Raw genomic sequence first — 17,931 nt, 5'->3', positions numbered from 1 at the left:
ATGGCCCGCACCCCGCTGCGCAGCGACCTCATCGAGGAGATCACCGCCCGCGTGCTGGACGGCCGCCTCCCCGCCGGCGCCCGCGTCAACGAGGTCCACCTGGCGCGCGAGCTGGGCGTCAGCCGGACCCCGCTGCGGGAGGCGCTGATCGGCCTCGCCGACCGCGGCCTGCTCGTCTCCGCGCCCGGGCGGGGGTTCCTGGTGCCGCCGTTCGACGTCGACGAGGCTCGCCGCCTCTACCCGCTCGTGGCCGAGCTCGAAGCGCTCGCCCTGCGCTGGACGTCGCCGCTGGAGCTGGCCGGCCTGCCGGACGCGCTCGACGCCGTCGCCGACGAGATGACCGCGGCACTGGCGGACGGCGATCTGTCCGAAGTGGACGAACGGTGGCACGCGCTGCTGCTGTCGCGCTGCCCGAACCCGCACCTGCTGCGGCTGATCGAGCAGACCAAGCCGCTGCTCAAGCGGTACGAATCGTGCTACTTCGGCGGGGCCGGCCGCGCGGAGGAGAGCATCGGCGAGCACCGCCGGATCGCCGCCGCCCTGCGCGACGGCGACCTGCCGACGGCGTCCGCGGTGCTCGTCCGCAACTGGGTGAAAGCACTGGCGTACCTGGGGAAGGACGAAAGATGATCATCGCGCACCTGAGCGACCTGCACCTGGACGACGGACCGCGGGCCGAGGATCGCGTCGCCGCCGTGATGGCGTACCTCGGCGGGCTGGCGGTCGACGCGGTGGTCGTCACCGGCGACATCGCCGACCACGGCGCGGCGTCGGAGTACGCGCGCGCCGCCGAGCTGCTGGAGCACCCGGCGCCGGTGCTGGTGTGCCCGGGCAACCACGACGTCCGGGCGGCGTTCCGCACCGGGCTGCTGGGGCTGCCGGCTTCCGACGACCCGATCGACGTCGCCCGGGAGGTCGACGGCGTCCTGTTCGCGCTGTGCGATTCGACGATTCCCGGCAGCGGCGCGGGTTTCCTCGCCGACTCCAGCCTGTCTTGGCTCGACGACGTCCTCGCCGGCGGCGACGGCCCGGCGTTCGTGGCGTTCCACCACCCGCCGGTCGAAGTGGGGGTGCCGCTGGTGGACGCGATCCGCCAGTCGGGGGAGGACCGCCTGGCGGCGGTGCTGGCCCGCCACCCGCGCGTGGTGGCGCTGCTGGCCGGCCACGTGCACACGGGCGCGTCGACGACGTTCGCGGGCTTGCCGCTGCGGATCGCGCCCGGCGTGGTTTCGCAGTCGCTGCTGCCGGTCGAGCCCGGTGCCGGGCGAGGCTGGGACGAAGGGGGACCGCTGGACTACGAGCGGCCGCCGTCGCTGCTGCTGCACGTCCTGCACGACGACGGCCGGGTCACCAGCCACCACCGCGTCGTCGGCGGCTGAGGCTCAGCCGGAGATCTTCGCGTCGTAGACGGTGCTGGGGCAGAAGGCGCCGCCGTAGCCGGTGAATTCGACGCTCCCGGAGACGTCGCCGCCGTCGACCGTCACGCGCAGCCGCCCCGACACCGGGTAGTACGGGCAGGCCGCGATGCTCGTCGACGCTGTGAAGAGGTTGCCGCCGGTGGCGGCCATGCTCTCCACGGGTTCGACGTCGATCGTGCCGCCGTCCGCGTCGACGCTCGCCAGGTCGAGGTCCGCGGCGCCGGTACCGGAGAGGCAGCCGGAGTTGGAGCCGAACCGGATCGCGCCCGGCTGGGGCTGGGCGGCGGGGTTGCCGGAAGCCAGGCACACGTCGACCGGGTTGACGTCGTTCGTGCTGCCGGTCGAGGAGATCGTCTCGACGATGCGCAGGGTGGCCGACCGGCGGAACGAGTGGCCCGAGACCGAGCCGGAGATCGTGACGTCGTAGGAGCCGGTGGTGCTCCGGCTCGCTTCCTCGGTCTCGGTCGTCGAGGTTTCTTCCTCGGTCGTGGTTTCCTCGGAGGTTGTTTCAGCGGTCGTTTCGGTGGTCGTGGGGGTGTCTGTCGGCGTCTCGGTCGTCGTCGGCGTGCCGGTCGTCGACACCGCGGCCGGGCTCGCGACCTGCCGGACGCTGTCGCAGCCGGTGGTGAGCAACAGCCCCGCGGCCAGCACGGTGAGGATCTTTCGGTTGCTGATCAAGGGAAATCCTGACCTCGGCGGCGTATCACGGCGTAGGTCGGTGGCGGCCGGGGAGACGTTACGACCGGTTTGTAACGGCTTCGTCCGTGAGCGCGACTCCCGGACGGACGCCCGCCCCGGGCGTCCGTCCACAGTGGAGGATCGGGTGCCGGGCGTCGTCCGCCGCGCGGGGTTCCGCGCCCTCGGGGTGGTCGCGGTCACCCTGCTGCTCGGGTTCGCGCTCCACCTGAGCCGGCCGGAAGCGCCGGTGAGCCCGCCCGAAGTGCCTTCCCTGGCGGCCGTCCCGGCGCGGGGGATCGACCGGGAATGGGAGCTGAGCGGTGCCCGGGTGGGGGACGACGGCACCGGGTTCTTCACCGGTGAGATCACGGTGACGAACCAGGCGGGCCGGGCCCGGACGGGGTTGTTCCGGCTGACGTTGTCCGTCGGCGGGCGGCAGGTCGCGAATCTGGTCGGCCGGACGGAGTCCGCCGTCGCCCCGGGCGTGACGGTGGTGGTCGAGCTGGGCCTCGGGGGCGCGTTCGTGCCCGGCCCGTACGCGGTGGAGTTCCACGAGGCGTTCGCATAGGAGGGAAGAGCGGGTGAGCGACGAGGTCGTCGGCTGGGCGGTGCGCTTGGCGGAGGGGGTGACGCCGGACGAGGCGGAGCTGGTGCCGTCGCTGACGGTGGCGTACGTGGCGGGCGGTGCGTCCCGGCGGGAACTGTTCACCCGCACGGACTCGGCGCCGGGCGGCTTCGACGTGACCGCGCCGATCGTGCTGTTCCCGCACGTGCTGGTGGCGGTGTCACTGGCGGGCCCGGCGATCTGGGCGGCGTTGGGCGGCAACCTGAGCAGCGTCTCGTCGCTGCTCAAGAACCTGGGCGACTTGTGGGACCGACGCCGCGCGAAGGCGGCGCCCGAGGAGCCGCAGCTGCCGGAGCTGAGCCGGCTGATCGACGCGATCAGCGCGGAGCTCACGGCAGCGGGGGTACCGCCGATCGAGAGCGAAGTGCTGACGTTCCGCATAGTCCGAGCCCTGATCAAGGACGGCGCGGGCACGAGGGCCTTTCTGGCGGCGGCGCCCCCGGAGGAGCGGAAGCGGTGACGGCGGCCGGGGCACCGGAGGGCGCTTGCCCAAGCGGCCCGCAACCGCCGCTCTCCCCGGCGCCGCCCTGGTTGCTCTTCTGGTTCCTCACCGCCGTCTGCTGGACCGCACCGCACCGGTTCCCCGGCTGGCGGGACACCGTCCTCGACCTCCTCGGCGCCACCCCGAACCCGGCGGCCACCGTCCCCGGCAGCGATCTCCTCCGGGTGGCCGGGCTGGTCGATCTCGTGCCCGCCTTCGTCGTGCTCGCCGCCGTCGTGACCGTGGCCGGGGCGGGCGTGCGGGGGCGGCTCGTCGAACGCCGGTACCGCCTCGGCGACGATCTCCGTACCCCCACCCTCGCCGCCATCGCCGCGTACGCCCGGGCCCGGCTGCCGGCTGTCGAGGTGCGGGCCAACCTCCGGCGTACCGATCTGCTCGCCTTCGCCTACCTCCGCCGTCCGCGCCGGCCGCGGCTCGCCGTCTTCGCGCCGCTCGTCGTGCTCTGGCGGCGGGACCGCGCTGCCGCCGAAGCCGTTGTGCGGCACGAACTCGCGCACTGCCGGCAGGGCGACACCCTGCTCGCCGGCGCCACCAGCCCGCTGGCCTTCGTCGTCCGGCACTGGTTCGGCCTCTTCGTCTGGACGGCCGTGGTTCCCGTCGGGGCCGTGTGGTTCGCCGACGTCCTCGACGGGGCCGCGTACGCCACCCCAGACCTTCTCGCCGGCCTCGGCCTGATGCTGCTCAGCGCGCTCGGGACGCTGCTGGCCGCCGTCACCCTGCCCGTCGCCGGGGCGTGGAGCGCCGAGTTCGCCGCCGATCACGTCGCCGGCGCCGCCGCGGCCACCCGGCTCGGCGCGGCGAAACCCCGGCGGGTGACGGCGCCGCTCACCCACCCGCCGATGGCCCTGCGCCGGCGCCTGCTCGACGCGGGCCCGCGGGCCACCGCACTGGCCGCGATCGCGTGCTACCCGCTCGGCTGGCTGGTCCAGCTCGGCTGGCTGCTGCTCGCCGCCAACGCCGTCTGGCTGCAGCTCGGCGAATCCGGCACCCCGCGCGCGCTCGGGCTCTGGGCGGCCGCCGGGTGGCCGGTCTGGACGGCGGCCGCCCTCTTCCTCGCCGCGTGGCCGCTGCTTCGCCGTCCGTGGGCGCGCCTCGTCAGCCGCCGAACACCGGCAGCGTGATCTTCGACGGCCGGGCCGCGTCGTGGAACACCTCGAACCGGTTCGGCTTCCCGGTGATCGCCGACGTCACCGGCTCGTCGGTCCCGTGGTTGCGCGCGAACCGCGGGAACGCCCCGCCCGCCACCTGGACGCGCAGCCGGTGCCCGCGGCGGAAGCGGTAAGCCGTCGGGTCGAGCGTGACCTCCGCCGTCACCACGCCGTCCGCGTCCGACTCCGGGAACCCGGGCCGCAGCCGGAGGATCCCGTCGGTCACGTTGCGGGACACCCCGTTTGCGTCGACGTCGCACAGCCGGACGTAGACGTCCGCGTGCCCGAGCTCCGTGCGCACGTGGACGGTCGCCGAAACCTCGCCGATGACGTCCAGGTCCGACGGCAGCGGCTCGCCGGTGAACACCAGGACGTCCGGGCGCGCCTCGACCTCCTGGTTGTCGCGTTGCTTCCACTCGCCGGTCAGCAGCGGACCACCGACCGCCGGCGTCGGGTCGGCCGGGTCGTAGGTGAACGTCGTCGGCAGCGCCTCGGCGCCGGCCGCTTCGCCGAGCCCGCCGATCGGCCGCAGGTGGGACGCGATCGCCGTCGACGGCGGCGGCCACGACTCGAAGTCCAGCCAGGTGCCGGCACCCTGCAGGAACAGCCGGACCGGCGCGCGCTGCAGGAACGTCCGGTCGCCGAGCAGGTGCGCGCGCAGGAAGCCGAGCTGGTCCCGGATCATCGGGCCCATGCTGCCGGGCTCGCCGTGCGCCCACGGCCCGATCGTCAGCCGCGGCGCCTTGCCCGCCTCGGCGAGGGTCCGGAAGTCGCGCAGCTGCGAGCCGATGAACAGGTCGTACCAGCCGGTGACCATCGACACCGGGACGTCGAGCTTCGCGACTTCGGCGCTGTGGTCGGACATCGCCCAGTAGTCGTCGTCCGGCACGAAGTGCTCGGTGATGTCCTGGAGGAACTGCACCGGCTTCCCGATCGCCGCGACGTCGGCACGGCTCAGCGGCAGGAACGACATCGCCTTGCGCGTCTTGCGCTTCTGCAAGGGGTTCGGCAGGGCCGCGAAGCGCTCTTCCTGCCGGCCGATCATCGCCGACCACGACACCATGTTGTCCGCCGCGAGCACGCCGCCCGGGTAGAACGTCGAAACGAATTCCGACGCCGTGACGCCCAGGCACATCGCCTTGAGGGGAGGTTCGAGGTACGGCCCGACCGCCCACTGCGTGTGCCCGAGGTAGCTGGCGCCCGCCATGCCGAGGGTCCCGTCGCACCACGGCTGCGCGCGCAGCCACTCGGCGGTCGCGACGCCGTCCTCGCGCTCCAGGTGGAACGGCCGGAACTCGCCGCCGGAGCCGAACGAGCCGCGGGTGCTCTGGATGACCGTCTGCAGGCCGTGCCGGGCGAACGTGTCGCCGAAGAGCTTCGAGAGGATGCCCTTGCGCCCGTACGGCGTGCGGATCAGCACGACCGGCGCCGACGTCGTCCCGGCCGGGGCGTACCGGTCGGCGAGCAGCGTGACGCCGTCGGGCATCGGCACAGCGAGGTCGCGCGTCACGACCGGCGCCGGACCTTCGGCGCGGGGGAGTCCGAGCATCTTGTCGACAAGTCGGTCCAGCACGGGCGCCCAGCCTTCCGAAGTGGAGTACTGCCTTCCGGATCCGACGATACCGCCTGCCGGGCCCACCCGCCGTCGTCAGCGGACCCGGGCGAGCGTCTCCGGCCGCAGCAGCCTGGCCAGCTCCTCGGCCGGGATCAGGCCTTTCTCGACGACCAGCTCGGCGACGCCGCGTCCGGTCGCCAGCGCCTCCTTCGCGATCTCGGTCGCGGCCGCGTACCCGATGCTCGGGTTGAGCGCCGTCACGAGCCCGATCGAGTTCTCGACGTACCCGCGCAGGACGTCGACGTTCGCCGTGATCCCCGCGACGCACTTCGAGGCCAGCGTCCGGCAGGCCGCGCCCAGGTGCGTGATGCTCTCCGACAGCGCGTGCAGGATGATCGGCTCGAACGCGTTGAGCTGCAGCTGCCCGGCTTCGGCGGCCATCGTCACGGTGACGTCGTTGCCGATGACCTCGAACGCGACCTGGTTCACCACTTCGGGGATCACCGGGTTGATCTTGCCCGGCATGATCGACGACCCGGCCTGCACCGGCGGCAGGTTGATCTCGTTGAGCCCGGCGCGCGGGCCCGACGACAGCAGCCGCAGGTCGTTGCAGCTCTTCGAGAGCTTGACCGCGATCCGCTTGAGCACGCCGGACAGGTGGACGAACGCGCCGCAGTCCTGCGTCGCCTCGACCAGGTCGGCCGCGGTGACGACCGGCAGCCCGGTGATCTCGCGCAAGTGCCGGCACGCGGCTTCGGCGTACCCCGGCGCGGCGTTGAGGCCGGTGCCGATCGCGGTCGCGCCGAGGTTGATCTCGTGCAGCAGCGCGACGGCTTCCCCGAGGCGCAGCCGGTCCTCGCCGAGCATCACCGCGTAGGTGCCGAACTCCTGGCCGAGCGTCATCGGGACCGCGTCCTGCAGCTGCGTGCGGCCCATCTTCAGGACGTCGTGGAACTCGACGGCCTTGGCGGCGAACGCCTTCTCCAGCACGACCATCGACGCGGCCAGCTCGCGGACGGCGAGGATCGTCGCGACGTTGACCGCGGTCGGGTAGGCGTCGTTCGTCGACTGCCCGAGGTTGACGTGCTCGTTCGGGTGCACGACGTGGTAGTCGCCCTTCGCGTGCCCGAGCAGCTCCAGGGCGCGGTTCGCGATCACCTCGTTGGCGTTCATGTTGGTCGAGGTCCCGGCGCCGCCCTGGATGACGTCGACGACGAACTCGGTGTGCAGCGCGCCTTCGCGGATTTCCCGGCAGGCTTCGCCGATCGCGGCGGCGATCTCGGGCTTCAGCAGCCCCAGTTCGGCGTTGGCGCGCGCAGCGGCCTCCTTGACCGAGGCCAGTGCCTCGATCAGGTGCGGGTAGGCGGCGATCGTGGTGCCGGTGATGGGGAAGTTCTCGCGGGCGCGGGCGGTGTGCACGCCCCAGTAGGCGTCGGCGGGAACGTCCTTGTCGCCGAGCAGGTCGTGTTCGCGGCGGGTGGTCATCGCAGGCTCCCCACGGGAAGGTGTCCGGTGAATCGCAGGTTTTCCGGGCCGGGCGGGACGTCGGCGCCGCACAGCTTCAGCGTCGCGGCCAGCACCGGGTAGCGCGCCCGGTCACCGCCGTCGGCGATCTTGAAGGCGATCGCCGTGCCGTCCGGCAGCGCGGCGACCTGGACGGCTTCGAAGCCGTCCTTCGCGATCAGCCCGGGCACCGCGCGCATGACGGCGGTGACGTCGCGGCGGCTGCCGCCGACCAGCTCGGGGTGCTTCCGGATCCCGGCGGCGACCAGGTGGTCCGGCGTGCCGGGCGCGGCCGTGGCGATCTTCGCCACGGCGGTGGCGAGCCCCCGCAACGTCGTCGCGAAGAGCGGCGCGCCGCAGCCGTCGACCGCGACCCGCTCGATGCCGTGCCCGGTCAGGTCCTCGACGGTGGCGGCGATCGCGCGCTGCAGCGGGTGGGCCGGGTCGAGGTAGCCGTCGGTGGTCCAGCCGTTCAGGTCGCACGTCGTGAGCATCGCCGCGTGCTTGCCGGAGCAGTTGTGCGCGAGCCGGCTCGGCGCGCGCCCGGACGCGACCCAGGCGTCGCGCTCGACCGGGTCGTACGGGAAGTCGGCCGGGTTGCCCAGCGCGTCGGGGGAGCGGCCGCCGAGGACGTCGAGCGCGGCGTCGAGGTGCTGCGGCTCGCCGGAGTGGCTGGCCGCCGCAATGGCGAACCCGGCGGGGGACAGGCGCAGCCCGAGCCGCGCCATCGCCGTGGCCTGCAGGGGTTTCGCCGTCGACCGCGGGTACATCGCCGCGTCCGGGTCGCCCGCGGCGAAGAGGGTGCTGCCGTCCGGGGCGAGCACGATCGCGGAGCCGTGGTGCACGCCCTCGACCATGCCGTCGCGGACCAGCTCCACCAGGGGTTCGTGGGTCACAGGCCCTCCTCGTCGAACGCGCGCATGTCGATCCGCCTGCGAGCCGCGAACCAGCCCACGACCAGCGCGACGGCGATCACGGGCAGGGCCAGCAGGGTGATCCGGCCGGTCTCGTCGAAGCCCATCAGCACGACGACCGCGGCGAGGAACACCAGCGTCGCGATCTCGGTGTACGGCGAGAACGGCAGCCGGAACGCGGGCCGCTCGAGCCCGTCGCGCCGGGTCTTGCGGACGAACAGCAGGTGGCAGACCACGATGATCGCCCACGTCGCCAGGATGCCGATCGCGGCGAAGTTGAGGACGATGTCGAAGGCTTCCTTCGGCACCAGGTAGTTCAGTCCGACGCCCAGCACGCAGACCGACGCCGTGAGCAGGATCCCGCCGTAGGGGACCTGGTTGCGGTTCATCACGCCGGTGAACTTCGGCGCCGAGCCCGCCTTCGCCATCGACCGCAGGATCCGGCCGGTCGAGTAGAGGCCGGAGTTCAGGCTGGACAGCGCCGCGGTGAGCACGACCAGGTTCATCACGCTGTCGGCGGCGGGCACGCCCAGGTGCGAGAGCACGGTGACGAACGGGCTCTGGTCCTTGGTGTAGGAGCTCCACGGCAGCAGCATCGCCAGCAGGACGACCGAGCCGACGTAGAAGACCAGGATCCGCCACATGATGGAGTTGATCGCCTTCGGCATGATCTTCTCCGGGTGCTCGGTCTCGCCGGCGGCGACGCCGACCAGCTCGACCGAGGCGTAGGCGAACACCACGCCCTGCACGATCAGGACCATCGGCAGCAGCCCGGTGGGGAAGATCCCGCCGTGCTCGGTGATCAGCTGCGGGCCGGGGACGCCGCCGTCGATCGGTGTCTGCGTCACCAGCAGGAAGATCCCGATCACCATGAACAGCACGAGCGCGGCGACCTTGACGATGGCGAACCAGAACTCCATCTCGCCGAACAGCTTCACCGAGACGAGGTTGAGCGTCAGGACCACGGCGAGGGCGATCAGCGCGAGGACCCACTGCGGGACCGGGGAGAAGAACGACCAGAAGTGCGCGTAGAGCGCGATCGCCGTGATGTCGGCGATGCCGGTGGTCGACCAGTTGAGGAAGTGCATCCAGCCGGCGACGTAGGCGCCCTTCTCGCCCATGAACTCGCGGGCGTAGGAGACGAAGGCGCCGCTGGACGGCCGGTACAGGATCAGCTCGCCGAGCGCGCGGACGACGAAGAACGCGAAGAGGCCGCAGACGGCGTAGACGATCGCGAGGGCCGGCCCGGCCTGCGCGAGGCGTCCGCCGGCGCCGAGGAAGAGGCCGGTGCCGATCGCCCCGCCGATCGCGATCATGTTCACGTGCCGGGGCTTGAGGGCCTTGTTGTAGCCGGCGTCCCCCGCGTCCGCGGGAGTGGCCGTGAGGGTCTTTTCGGTCACTGGTCCCCGTTCACGATGCTGGTGAGAGTGGCTTCGACGTGCGTGAGGTGCGCGGTCATGGCTTCGACGGCTTGCTCTTCGGAACCGCTCTCGATGGCCTTGACGATCTCGCGGTGCTCGACGTTCGACTGCCGGCGCCGGTCGCCGAGCTGGTTGAGGAAGGCGGACTGGCGGGCCAGCGCGTCCCGGATCTCTTCGATCACCTTCCCGAAGACGGGGTTGCCCGAGGCCTGGGCGATGGTGATGTGGAAGAGCGAGTCGAGCGCGACCCAGGCGGTGTTGTCGGTCTCGGCGTCCATCCGCTCGACGAGGTGGCCGAGCAGGTCGAGGTGGTCCTGGTCGCGTCTCAGCGCGGCATAGCCCGCGACGGGGATCTCGACGTGCCGGCGCACCTCGATGAGGTCGCGCGCGGAGTAGGGCCCGAACGTGGGGTTCTCGGCGGGCCCGGCGGCGGTGACGAAGGTGCCCTTGCCGGTCTTGGACTCGGTCATGCCGAGGGCCTGCAGCCCGCGCAGCGCTTCCCGGATGACCGACCGGCTGACCTCGAACTCCCTGCTCAGGGACGCTTCGGAGGGAAGCTTGGCACCGACCGGGTAGTCCCCGCGTTCGATGAGCCGCCGCAGGTGGGCCAGCACGGCTTCCATGGCGCTGACCCGCCGGGGACCACCTTGTCCGGCTGTCTGGCTGTCAGACAGGTTCATGTGGGGAATGCTCGGTTCCGGAGGGGTGGCTGTCAACGCGAGCCGGGGCGGCTGTGGCCGACCTCACGGGCCGCGCGACGCCCCGTCGGCGTCCCCGCGTGACCGCCCGACAGCATCCCGTGCCCGCCCGCCGCACCGTGATCACCACCGCCCGAAAAGGGGGCGCGTCGCAGCGGCGGAACACCTCCCGCGAGGAGCAGAATCGACCGGGCGAGCACGTGTCGGGACCGCGAGCGCCACGGGTTAGGGTGAGGGACCCGGGCGCGCCGGTCCCATTCACCTAGGGGAGGTTTTCGCTGGTGTCGAACGATTCCTTCGTCCACCTGCACGTCCACACCGAGTACTCGATGCTCGACGGTGCGGCGAAGATCGCTCCCCTCTTCGCGGAGGCGGCGCGCCTCGGCATGCCCGCGGTCGGCATGACCGACCACGGCAACATGTACGGCGGCGACGAGTTCTACCAGCAGGCGAAGAAGCACGGCCTCAAGCCGATCATCGGCATCGAGGCGTACGTCGCGCCGGAGAGCCGCTTCCACAAGAAGCCGGTCTTCTGGGGCCAGGCGAACCAGCGCGGCTCGGACGAGCTGGGTGAGGGCGGCGACGTCTCGGGCGCCGGCGCGTACACCCACATGACGATGCTCGCGCAGAACGCCACCGGGCTGCGGAACCTGTTCAAGCTGTCCTCGCTGGCCAGCATGCAGGGCTACTACCGCAAGCCCCGGATGGACCGCGAGCTGATCTCGGAGAACCACTCGGGGATCATCGCGACCACCGGCTGCCCGTCGGGCGAGGTGCAGACCCGGCTGCGGCTGGGCCAGAAGGAAGCGGCGATCCAGGCCGCGTCCGACTACAAGGACATCTTCGGCGCCGACAATTTCTTCCTCGAGCTGATGGACCACGGGCTGCCGATCGAGCGGTCGGTCCGCGAGGGCCTGCTCGAGGTCGGCCGGCTGCTCGACCTCAAGCCGATCGCCACGAACGACTCGCACTACGTCACCAAGGACCAGGCCGACACGCACTCGGCGCTGCTGTGCGTCCAGGCCGGCAAGACGCTCAACGACCCGACCCGGTTCAAGTTCGACGGCGACGGCTACTACCTCAAGTCCGCCGCCGACATGCGCGAGTACTGGGACAAGGAAGTGCCCGGCGCGGCCGACACCACGCTGATGATCGCCGAGCGCGTCGAGTCCTACGAAGACGTCTACGCGCACAAGGACCGGCTGCCGTTCTTCGAGGTGCCCGAGGGCTACGACCAGGGCGGCTGGCTGCGCGAAGAGGTCGCGAAGGGCCTCGCGTGGCGCTTCCCGGGCGGCCCGCCCGAGGGGTACCACGAGCGCATCGAGAAGGAGCTCGACGTCATCATCGGGAAAGGCTTCCCGGCCTACTTCCTGATCGTCGCCGACCTCATCAGCTACGCCCGCAAGGTCGGCATCCGCGTCGGTCCCGGCCGTGGTTCCGCCGCCGGCTCGCTGGTCGCGTACGTCCTCGGTATCACCAACCTGGACCCGATCCCGCAGAAGCTGCTGTTCGAGCGGTTCCTGAACCCCGAGCGCGTCTCGATGCCCGACATCGACATCGACTTCGACGACCGCCGGCGCGGCGAGATGATCCGGTACGCGACCGACAAGTACGGCGTCGACAAGGTCGCCCAGGTCATCACCTTCGGCACCATCAAGACCAAGGCCGCGATCAAGGACAGCGCGCGCGTCCACTTCGGCCAGCCCGGCTACGCGATCGCGGACAAGATCTCCAAGGCGCTGCCGCCGCCGATCATGGCGAAGGACATCCCGCTCTCGGGCATCGTCGACAACAAGCACGAGCGCTACGGCGAGGCCGCCGAGGTCCGCGCCCTGGTCGAGACCGACGAAGAGTGCAAGACGATCTTCGAGACCGCCCGCGGTCTCGAGGGCCTGATCCGCAACGCGGGCGTGCACGCCTGCGCGGTCATCATGTCGTGCGACCCGCTGACCGACGCGATCCCGCTCTGGCAGCGTGACGACGGCTCGATCATCACCGGCTGGGACTACCCGTCGTGCGAGGCCATCGGCCTGCTGAAGATGGACTTCCTGGGCCTGCGGAACCTGACGGTCATCGGCGACGCGATCGACAACATCAAGGCCAACCGCGGGATCGACATCGACCTCGACACCCTGGCGATCGACGACCCCGAGACGTACAAGCTGCTCGCCCGCGGCGACACGCTCGGCGTGTTCCAGCTGGACGGCGGGCCCATGCGTGACCTGCTGCGCCGCATGGAGCCCACGGTGTTCGACGACATCGTCGCGGTCGGCGCGCTCTACCGCCCCGGCCCGATGGGCATGAACGCGCACAACGACTACGCCGACCGCAAGAACAACCGGCAGAAGGTCAAGCCGATCCACCCGGAGCTCGACGAGCCGCTGCGGGAGATCCTGGCCGACACCTACGGCCTGATCGTGTACCAAGAGCAGATCATGCACATCGGCCAGAAGGTGGCCGGGTACACGATGGGGCGCGCGGACGTGCTCCGCCGCGCCATGGGCAAGAAGAAGAAGGAAGTCCTCGACCTCGAGTACGAGGGTTTCGAGGCCGGGATGAAGGCCAGTGACCTGGTCCCGGGCGGGTTCTCCGCCGAGGCCGTCAAGGCGCTCTGGGACACGATCCTCCCGTTCGCCGGGTACGCGTTCAACAAGAGCCACGCGGCCGCGTACGGCCTGATCTCCTACTGGACCGCGTACCTCAAGGCGAACTTCACGCCCGAGTACATGGCCGCCCTGCTCACCTCGGTCGGTGACAACAAGGACAAGTCGGCGGTCTACCTGTCGGAGTGCCGCCGGCTCGGCATCAAGGTGCTCCCGCCGGACGTCAACGAGTCCGCCCTGCGGTTCGCGGCCGTCGGGGAGGACATCCGCTTCGGCATGGGCGCCGTCCGCAACGTCGGCGCGAACGTCGTCGAGTCGGTCATCAAGACCCGCGAGGAGAAGGGCAAGTACGCGTCCTTCACCGACTTCCTCGACAAGTCCGAGCTCGTGGCCTGCAACAAGCGGGTCATCGAGTCGCTGATCAAGGCGGGCGGGTTCGACTCGCTCGGGCACACGCGGCTGTCGATGATCCAGGTCCACGAAGACGCGGTGGAAGCCGTCGTCCCGCTCAAGCGCCAGGAGGCGATGGGCCAGTTCGACCTGTTCGGCTTCGGTGGCGACGAGGGCGAGGCGGCCCCGTCGTCGTCGCCGCTCGCCCACCTGAAGTTCGGCGACGAGGAGTACCCGCGCAAGCAGCTGCTCGCCTACGAACGCGAGATGCTCGGCCTGTACGTCTCGGCGCACCCGCTGGACGGCGCCGAGCGGATCCTGCGCAAGCACGCCCCGAAGCCGATCGCCGGGATCCTCGCCGATCCGCCGCGGGAAGGCGAGATCGTCATCTCCGGACTGATCACGTCGCTGGAGCGGCGGGTCAACAAGAAGGGCGAGCCCTGGGCGATCTGCACGGTCGAGGACATGGACGCGTCCCTCGAAGTGCTCTTCTTCCCGAAGTCGTACGCGCTGTTCTCGAGCGAGCTGATCGAAGACAACGCGGTGCTGGTCAAGGGCCGGGTCAACTGGCGCGAAGACAAGATGTCGATCTTCGGCGGCGGCCTCGCGACGCTGGACCTGTCCGAGGTCGGCACGGGCAACGGCGACGACGAACCGCCGCTGGTCCTGCTCGCCGCGGCGGAGAAGATCGACCAGTCGGTGGTGAGCGAGCTGCGTTCCACGCTGCTCGCCCACAAGGGCGAAACGATGGTCCACCTGAAGCTGGTGGGGCGGAACCAGACGGTGTTCGCGCTCAACGACTACCCGGTGAAGGTCAGCTCGATGCTGATCGGCGAGCTCAAGGGCATCCGGGGCATCACGGCTTCGACGTAGGATCCGGCACGAAACGGGCGGGACCGCGGCGGACAGCGCGCGCGGATCCCGCCTTTCGTGTTTGCTGAGCAGGATGACTTACGAACCCGATCCCCGCCGCTGGAAAGCGCTCGCCGTCTCGCTGACGGCCGGGTTCATGGGCCTGCTCGACGTCAGCATCGTCAACGTCGCGCTGCCGTCGATGCAGTCCGGGTTGCACGCGAGCAGCGGCGGGATCCGCTGGGTCGTCTCCGGGTACGCGCTGGCGTTCGGGCTGGTCCTCGTCACCGGCGGCCGCCTCGGCGACGCGTTCGGCCGCCGGACCATGTTCCTCGGCGCGCTCGCCGCGTTCGTCATCACCAGCGCGCTGGCCGGCGCGGCCCCGAACGAGACGACGGTCGTGATCGCGCGCCTCGCCCAGGGCGTGGCCGCGGGCATGCTCACCCCGCAGAACACCGGCCTGATCCAGGACCTCTTCCGCGGCCCCGAGCGCGGCCGCGCGTTCGGGATGTTCGGCGCCGTCGTCGGGATCTCGACGGCGGTCGGCCCGATCCTCGGCGGCGTGATCCTCGCGGTCTTCGGTACCCAGGACGGCTGGCGCTGGGTCTTCTACGTCAACGTGCCGATCGGCGTCGTCGCGTTCGCGCTGGCCCTGCGGCTGCTGCCGCGCAGCGAGAAGAAACAGTTCCGGGTGCGCTCGGAGATCGACTTCCTCGGCATCGTGCTGCTCGCGGTCGCGGTGCTCGGGGTGCTGCTCCCGGTCATCGAATCCGACGACGGCGGGCCCGCACGGCTGTGGTGGATGTTCGTCGTCGCGCTGGTCTTCGGCTTCGCGTTCGTGCGCTGGGAGCGCGCGGTGGTCCGGCGCGGCCGGACGCCGCTGCTGGACACCCGGCTGTTCACCGGCACGCCGGGGTACGCCTCCGGTGCCGCGGTCGGCGCGCTCTACTTCTGCGGGTTCGCCGGGATCTGGCTGGTCTTCGCGATGTTCTTCCAGCAGGGCCTCGGCTACACGCCGCTGCAGTCCGGGCTGTCCGTGACGCCGTTCGCGCTCGGCTCGGCGGTGTCCGCGGCCGTCGCCGGGCGCTTCGTGCCGACCCTCGGCCGGCGGCTGACCGTCACCGGGCTGGCCATGGTCGCCGTGGGCCTGCTCGCCGTCGCGCTGCTCGCCGAGCTCGTCCCGCCGTCGGCGTCCGGGTGGGCGTTCGCGCTGCCACTGCTGTTCGCGGGCGTGGGCGGCGGCATGGTGATCTCGCCGAACACGACGTTGACGCTGGAGTGCGTGCCGGTCCGGATGGCCGGGGTCGCGGGTGGCGCGCTGCAGACCGGGCAGCGGATCGGCACCGCGATCGGCACGGCCGTGCTCGCGTCGGTGTTCGGTGCCGTCGTCGTCGCGGCCGGGGACTACCAGGTGGCGCTCACCGTCGCCCTGTGCTGCGCGGCCGTCGTGACGTGCGGCGCGCTGGGTCTCGCCGTGGCCGAACTGAGGTCGCGGAGACACCGTGCGCAGCTTTCCGAGGACGAGCGCGCCGCTCGCGCGGCCGAGACGTCCGCCGCGGACGTCCACCGGGGCTGAGACACTACTTTCCGCAGATTTGCGATGCTCCAAACGAGTGACGAGCACGGAAAGACACTGGTGCTACGCAGAGCAACCGGGTAGATCTTATGGAGCCTTCACTGCGCGGCTTCGGCTACCGACAGTGGCAATCGGTCGGCCACCCGGGGATGGGGTGACCGGCACGAGCGATCGAGGCGTCCGGAGTTCGAGGGAATGGACACACTCGGTCACCTTCCATCCAGTGAGTTGTCGGCGTCCGCGGGGGACCGCCCGGCACTCGCGGAAGGGATGCCCATCGGCGGCCGCCGGCGCGTGACGGCAGCGGGCGGGCCCGGGTGAGGGGGAACCGGGCCCGTCCGTTCTTCGTGTCGGGCTTCCACCCGGCTCGTGATCATGTTGGGATGACCGCGTCCGACAGGCACGAGACCGGGAGCTTCGATGACCGAGCAGCCGCTGCGACCGGGGAGCCGGCTCCGGGTGTGGTACCGGCCGATGCGGTCGCGCGACCGCAGTGAGAGCCACCGCGTCGCGACCCCCTTGGAACTGCTGTTCGACCTCTGTTTCGTCGTCGCCGTCGGCCAGGCCGCGACTTCGCTGCACCACGCGCTGGCCGAGGGCCACGCCGCCCACGGCGTCACGTCGTTCGCCACGGTGTTCTTCGCGGTCTGGTGGGGCTGGCTGAACTTCAGCTGGTTCGCCTCGGCGTTCGACACCGACGACGTCCCGTACCGGCTGGCCACGCTTGTGCAGATCGCCGGCGGGCTGACCGTCGCGGCCTCGGTGCCGCGCGCGTTCGACGGTGACTTCCGGCTGATGGTCATCGGATACGTCCTGATGCGGCTGGCGATGGTGTTCCAGTGGCTGCGAGCCGCGCGGTCGGACCGGGGGTGCCGGCCCGCCGCGCTGCGCTACGCCACCGGGATCGCGGTGGTCCAGGTGCTGTGGATCGCCTACCTGTGGCTGCCGGAGGGAGTGCGGCTGGCCGCCTTCGTCGTGTTCGCGCTGCTGGAGATGGCCGTCCCGGTCTGGGCGGAGAGCCGGCACGGCACCACGTGGCACCCGCACCACATCGCCGAGCGGTACGGCCTGTTCACCCTGATCGTCCTCGGCGAGGTGATCCTCAGCGCGACGAACGCGATCAAGGAGGGCGCCGCCGAACCCGGGCACGTCGGCGCGCTGGTTTCGCTGGCCGCGGCCGGCCTGGTGCTCGTGTTCTCCATGTGGTGGCTGTACTTCGACCGGCCGGGCCACGCGCGGCTCGTGCGGCGGCCGACCATGTTCACGTCGATGAGCTGGGGATACGGCCACTACTTCATCTTCGCGTCCGTCGCGGCGGTGGGGGCGGGGCTCGAAGTGGCGGTCGCCTACGACACGGGGACGCTGCACGACCTCGGCGGGGTGGCCGCGGCGCTGCCGACCACGCTGCCGGTCGCGATCTTCCTGCTGAGCGTGTGGCTGCTGCACATCGGCCCGACCAACGAGTGCCGGCCGATCGCCATCGGCTTCCCGGTGACGGCGGTGCTCGTCGTCGCCGCGTCGTTCACGCCGGCGCCGATCCACGTCGCGGCGGTGCTGGCGGCCGCGCTCGTCGCGCTGACGGTCGTCGCGACGCACGGGCAGCCTCAGCCGTAGTTTTCGGGAGATCGACGCAGGTCAGCGGCCTGGCGCGAATTAAGGGGACCCCCCTGTGCGAGGCCGTTTCGGGGCATGTAAAGTTCTCCAAGTCGCCAGGGAAACCGGGCGGCCGCCGGGGCCACGAACCAAGCTCCCACGAAGGTGGTAGAGTGGGTGGTCCTGAACCGAGGTGTTAGCCTCGGAACAACAAAGCTTGAAACAATCGCCGAGAGTTTCAGCCGCCGACAAAGCGGGTGGATTCGAAGTGTGTTGCTTGAGAACTCAACAGTGTGCTAGTGAACTAAGTCAGTAGAGCTTATGTATTGAACCTCGTATGAGGTTCCTTTGAGAGCATTGAATTGCCTCGATTAAACTGTTCATTGTTGGAGAGTTTGATCCTGGCTCAGGACGAACGCTGGCGGCGTGCTTAACACATGCAAGTCGAACGCTGA

General features: G+C 70.9%; 14 protein-coding genes and 1 rRNA gene. 9 read left to right on the top strand and 6 right to left on the bottom strand.

The features are described from left to right. Together ABZ342_RS43195 and ABZ342_RS43190 are read left to right on the top strand one after the other, a co-directional pair. Positions 1-630 (top strand): GntR family transcriptional regulator, encoded by a 630-nt coding sequence (locus ABZ342_RS43195; protein ID WP_360486205.1) that lies wholly within the window; start codon positions 1-3, stop codon positions 628-630. Further along, the gene (locus ABZ342_RS43190; protein ID WP_360486202.1) at positions 627-1,379 is read left to right on the top strand and encodes a metallophosphoesterase; all 753 of its coding nucleotides are present in this window, start codon (positions 627-629) and stop codon (positions 1,377-1,379) included. Before ABZ342_RS43195 ends, ABZ342_RS43190 begins: the two co-directional genes overlap by 4 nt. Before the next feature lie 3 nt (positions 1,380-1,382). Here the strand turns inward: ABZ342_RS43190 and ABZ342_RS43185 are convergent, their stop codons facing one another. Continuing rightward, positions 1,383-2,096 carry a hypothetical protein gene (locus ABZ342_RS43185; RefSeq protein ID WP_360486199.1) on the bottom strand — a complete coding sequence of 238 codons (714 nt, stop codon included), beginning with the start codon at positions 2,094-2,096 and terminating at the stop codon, positions 1,383-1,385. A 145-nt stretch (positions 2,097-2,241) separates the two neighbouring features. Between ABZ342_RS43185 and ABZ342_RS43180 the strand changes: the two genes are divergently transcribed. Genes ABZ342_RS43180 through ABZ342_RS43170 form a run of 3 tightly spaced genes read left to right on the top strand, consistent with a single transcriptional unit; the run spans position 2,242 to position 4,344 of the window. Continuing rightward, complete coding sequence (locus ABZ342_RS43180) at positions 2,242-2,664, top strand: hypothetical protein (protein ID WP_360486196.1); 423 nt, start codon at positions 2,242-2,244, stop codon at positions 2,662-2,664. A 13-nt stretch (positions 2,665-2,677) separates the two neighbouring features. After that, a complete protein-coding gene (locus ABZ342_RS43175; RefSeq protein WP_360486193.1) occupies positions 2,678-3,181 on the top strand; it encodes a hypothetical protein in 504 nt (167 codons plus the stop codon). Next, positions 3,178-4,344: a hypothetical protein gene (locus ABZ342_RS43170; protein ID WP_360486190.1), complete on the top strand. Its 1,167-nt coding sequence runs from the start codon at positions 3,178-3,180 to the stop codon at positions 4,342-4,344. The genes ABZ342_RS43175 and ABZ342_RS43170 overlap by 4 nt, the downstream gene beginning before the upstream one ends. Here ABZ342_RS43170 and ABZ342_RS43165 read toward each other — a convergent pair. The 5 genes from ABZ342_RS43165 to ABZ342_RS43145 all read right to left on the bottom strand — a co-directional run bounded on the left by ABZ342_RS43165 (position 4,319) and on the right by ABZ342_RS43145 (position 10,387). After that, on the bottom strand, positions 4,319-5,944 hold the full coding sequence (locus ABZ342_RS43165) for a CocE/NonD family hydrolase (protein ID WP_360486187.1): 1,626 nt from the start codon (positions 5,942-5,944) through the stop codon (positions 4,319-4,321). The genes ABZ342_RS43170 and ABZ342_RS43165 overlap by 26 nt on opposite strands. A 75-nt stretch (positions 5,945-6,019) precedes the next feature. Continuing rightward, positions 6,020-7,411, bottom strand: coding sequence for an aspartate ammonia-lyase (aspA, locus tag ABZ342_RS43160; protein ID WP_360486184.1), 1,392 nt, complete (start codon positions 7,409-7,411; stop codon positions 6,020-6,022). Beyond that, a complete protein-coding gene (locus tag ABZ342_RS43155; RefSeq protein WP_360486181.1) occupies positions 7,408-8,325 on the bottom strand; it encodes an asparaginase in 918 nt (305 codons plus the stop codon). The genes aspA and ABZ342_RS43155 overlap by 4 nt, the downstream gene beginning before the upstream one ends. Continuing rightward, positions 8,322-9,743, bottom strand: a complete 1,422-nt coding sequence (locus ABZ342_RS43150) for an amino acid permease (protein ID WP_360486178.1) — start codon at positions 9,741-9,743, stop codon at positions 8,322-8,324. Before ABZ342_RS43150 ends, ABZ342_RS43155 begins: the two co-directional genes overlap by 4 nt. Further along, complete coding sequence (locus ABZ342_RS43145) at positions 9,740-10,387, bottom strand: FadR/GntR family transcriptional regulator (RefSeq protein ID WP_360486249.1); 648 nt, start codon at positions 10,385-10,387, stop codon at positions 9,740-9,742. Before ABZ342_RS43145 ends, ABZ342_RS43150 begins: the two co-directional genes overlap by 4 nt. A gap of 356 nt (positions 10,388-10,743) precedes the next feature. Here ABZ342_RS43145 and dnaE point away from each other — a divergent pair, with 356 nt between their 5' ends. From dnaE to ABZ342_RS43125, 4 genes are all read left to right on the top strand, one after another. After that, positions 10,744-14,328, top strand: coding sequence for a DNA polymerase III subunit alpha (dnaE, locus tag ABZ342_RS43140; protein ID WP_360486175.1), 3,585 nt, complete (start codon positions 10,744-10,746; stop codon positions 14,326-14,328). A 73-nt stretch (positions 14,329-14,401) separates the two neighbouring features. Then, entirely contained in the window at positions 14,402-15,883 is a 1,482-nt protein-coding gene (locus ABZ342_RS43135; RefSeq protein WP_360486172.1) for an MFS transporter, read from the top strand. Positions 15,884-16,303: 420 nt separating this feature from the next. After that, positions 16,304-17,497 carry a low temperature requirement protein A gene (locus ABZ342_RS43130; protein WP_360486169.1) on the top strand — a complete coding sequence of 398 codons (1,194 nt, stop codon included), beginning with the start codon at positions 16,304-16,306 and terminating at the stop codon, positions 17,495-17,497. Between the two features lie 362 nt (positions 17,498-17,859). Further along, positions 17,860-17,931: ribosomal RNA gene (locus tag ABZ342_RS43125) — 16S ribosomal RNA — on the top strand; the annotation flags it as partial.

Source organism: Amycolatopsis sp. NPDC005961, from assembly GCF_040629235.1.
GTDB lineage: Bacteria > Actinomycetota > Actinomycetes > Mycobacteriales > Pseudonocardiaceae > Amycolatopsis > Amycolatopsis camponoti.
This window is presented reverse-complemented; position numbering and strand designations above follow the sequence as displayed.

Bases quoted from the DNA above. Each gene is read 5' to 3' on its own strand.
- aspA (WP_360486184.1), bottom strand. From the start codon at position 7,411: ATGACCACCCGCCGCGAACACGACCTGCTCGGCGACAAGGACGTTCCC.
- ABZ342_RS43135 (WP_360486172.1), top strand. From the start codon at position 14,402: ATGACTTACGAACCCGATCCCCGCCGCTGGAAAGCGCTCGCCGTCTCG.
- ABZ342_RS43145 (WP_360486249.1), bottom strand. From the start codon at position 10,387: ATGGAAGCCGTGCTGGCCCACCTGCGGCGGCTCATCGAACGCGGGGAC.
- ABZ342_RS43130 (WP_360486169.1), top strand. From the start codon at position 16,304: ATGACCGAGCAGCCGCTGCGACCGGGGAGCCGGCTCCGGGTGTGGTAC.
- ABZ342_RS43195 (WP_360486205.1), top strand. From the start codon at position 1: ATGGCCCGCACCCCGCTGCGCAGCGACCTCATCGAGGAGATCACCGCC.
- ABZ342_RS43190 (WP_360486202.1), top strand. From the start codon at position 627: ATGATCATCGCGCACCTGAGCGACCTGCACCTGGACGACGGACCGCGG.